The 2,524-nt window shown below is 50.1% G+C and carries 3 protein-coding genes; all 3 read right to left on the bottom strand.

What is annotated here, in order from left to right:
• Positions 1-39: 39 nt before the first annotated feature.
• The 3 genes from CAG65_RS16230 to CAG65_RS16220 all read right to left on the bottom strand — a co-directional run bounded on the left by CAG65_RS16230 (position 40) and on the right by CAG65_RS16220 (position 2,390).
• Positions 40-1,086 (bottom strand): MJ1255/VC2487 family glycosyltransferase, encoded by a 1,047-nt coding sequence (locus CAG65_RS16230; protein ID WP_161454306.1) that lies wholly within the window; start codon positions 1,084-1,086, stop codon positions 40-42.
• Positions 1,087-1,089: 3 nt separating this feature from the next.
• Positions 1,090-1,617, bottom strand: coding sequence for a phosphatase PAP2 family protein (locus CAG65_RS16225; protein ID WP_021706890.1), 528 nt, complete (start codon positions 1,615-1,617; stop codon positions 1,090-1,092).
• 101 nt (positions 1,618-1,718) lie between these two features.
• A complete protein-coding gene (locus CAG65_RS16220; RefSeq protein WP_161454305.1) occupies positions 1,719-2,390 on the bottom strand; it encodes a TetR/AcrR family transcriptional regulator in 672 nt (223 codons plus the stop codon).
• Positions 2,391-2,524: the final 134 nt, after the last annotated feature.

The raw sequence follows: 2,524 nt of genomic DNA, 5'->3' as shown, positions 1-2,524 counted from the left end.
CGTCAATAGGTACAGCAAAAGGCAGGATCAATATCGGCGTTACAGATTGATAACATAACTGGGAAAATCGACTTTTTCCCATAACGCGAGACTGAGCGACGCCGGATCAGACAAATCACCACCAACCAGCCAGTCAGCAATCGCCCCGGCCACATCCGGGTACGACACGCTTTCTGATTCTTTTTCATCCAGCCAACTGCGCACGGCAGAGGCGTCTAAGAAATCCATCGAGCTCGCTAATCCGAGGTTTTCCAGTGTGGCGACGTTGCTCTGCTGTTCAAACTGACCAGCCAGCGGTTTGAGCAGCAGTTTCTTACCCAAGGTCAGCGCCTCGGAAGGCAACTCAAATCCGCCATTGGCGATCACACCCGAGCAACGCTGCAGGTGATGTTGAAAACCCTGATGGCACAGCGGACGTAGCGTAACGTTTTCCAGCTCTTGCAAGCCTGTCACCGCTGGATGGAAGCAGACAAAACGCTGATTGCCGAAACGAAACAAAAGTTCACAAATATCATCTACCGATTCAAATGGCAGATAAACCAGCACATACGGCTCTAGGCGCGCTTTCTCACCCAAGGTGTGGACAATTGGCGGCAGCAACGGCTGATCAAAATGGTACCAGTGCAAACCGATATGCTGATCACACGGCGCAAAATGCTCAATCACCCGCTTATCCAGCCAGGAGGCTCCTTTCAGCGGCACCGGGTAGCGAAATGCATTCTGATGGCTGATACCGATGCAGGTGACCTTCTGCTTTTTTGCCGCCCAGGCTGAGATAGGCTCAAAATCATTCAGCACCAGATCGTAGCGGCTGAGATCCAATGCTGCGATTTCCTTGTTTAGCTGGATCAGGCTGTTATTCAGCCCGGTTTTCCAGTAATTCACCCGGCCTTTTTCTGTCACGAACGTCATCCCCCGCCGGGTCTGATAGTCCCCAAAGTCGTCCATGGAAAAGTATTTGTCCGACGCACGGCCGGAGAAGAGAAAATCGACCTCAAGATCACGCTGCTTCAGCGCTTTGCTCATAGCTCTGGCCCGAGCAATATGCCCATTTCCAGTTCCCTGAACACCGTACAAGATTTTCAATCGTTAGCCTCCAACAACTGAGATGGCGAAAGTGGCACTGCCCACTCCCAATAACATACCGATCAGCACATCGCTGATGAAATGCACCCCGAGTAGAATACGGGCCGCACCAATGGCGGCCGCCCACAACAGGGCAAAGCTGTGCAGATCCGGGTAAAAGTGACCAATTAAAGTAGCCATCAGGAAGGCGGCGGCCGTGTGGCCTGATGGCAGGCTATAGCGGTCAGAAGGAGTAATAAAAGACACCACTAAGTCAGAAAACTCGTCCGGTCGACGGCGCTTAAAACTGTTTTTGGTTAGCCAATAGATAGGCAGTTCAAGTGCGAAGGCACTCAGTCCAGCGGCCAGAAACATCGCTCCGGTAGGGCCATCCAGCCACCAAGCCAACAACCCAATCACAAGATACAGATGGCCATCCCCGGTGTGCGAAATGGCTTTACTCATTTGGGCAACCTGTTGGTTGAATCTGTGTTGAAGACAAAACAGAGAAAATGCCAGGTCAAGTTTGGCAATCGGTTCGATAGCTCTCATCTTGTTGCTCCCGCAAACCTTCCACTCATTGTTGAAAAGATGTTAGGAGCCCCAAGTGACAGAAACATGAAGATTGTTTGGAGATATGGTGACAAACCAGCTCAGCCGCTGGCATTACTATCCGAAGTGGTGAGAAACCCGCTGGTCATCAGACGAATATTGTGTTCAAACAAGCGATCGAGAAACTCGTCACTGAGTTCGACTCCATGTAGTGCCAGCATCGACGGGGGCGCCATAAACGGAAACACCATCAGGCTGATGTATGAAATCCGACACAGCTTGGGATCCATATCCGGCCGAATCACCTGCTCTTGCACCAGACGATCAAAAATGACGTCTTGCATCGGCTTACTGATGTCCATAAACACTTTTTCCATCAGCTTTCTTTGTGTGTCGGACGGTGGCATGTTCATCAGTTGCATGACCAGACGCGGAAACTGAGGCACTTTAACCATTTCCCGGTAATAGGTACGCATAATGTCGATAAAATGCCCACGTGAAGCATGTTTGATCAGGGTATTGAGCTTTTGTTGCACTGGCGCGAGCGTCTCGCGCAACATAGTCTCGAACAAGCCTTCTTTATTGCCGAAATAATAGCTGATCATCGCGCTGTTCACACCAGCTCGCTGAGCAATCAAACGGGTAGAAACCTTATCATACGCCATCACGGTAAATAACTCCCGGGCATGATGGATCAAGTGTTCACGTGCGTGAGTTTGATTACTCGGCCGGCCCACTCTGCGTGCCTTTTCTGACCGTGTTGTCTGTTGCATAGATGATCTCGACAATTAATCATTGATTAATTGTAGGCCAGTTACCCTGCTCCTTAACAGGTTTATTATTCATCATAATAAGTGACACTGGTTAAAATCAGTCCAAACGATGAATTTGCCCCTGGATTAGGCAC

The organism is Vibrio sp. V39_P1S14PM300, from assembly GCF_009904765.1.
GTDB classification, from domain to species: Bacteria; Pseudomonadota; Gammaproteobacteria; order Enterobacterales; family Vibrionaceae; genus Vibrio; species Vibrio proteolyticus.
Note: the sequence above shows the minus strand (reverse complement) of the source record. Positions and strands in the feature narration are given on the sequence as shown.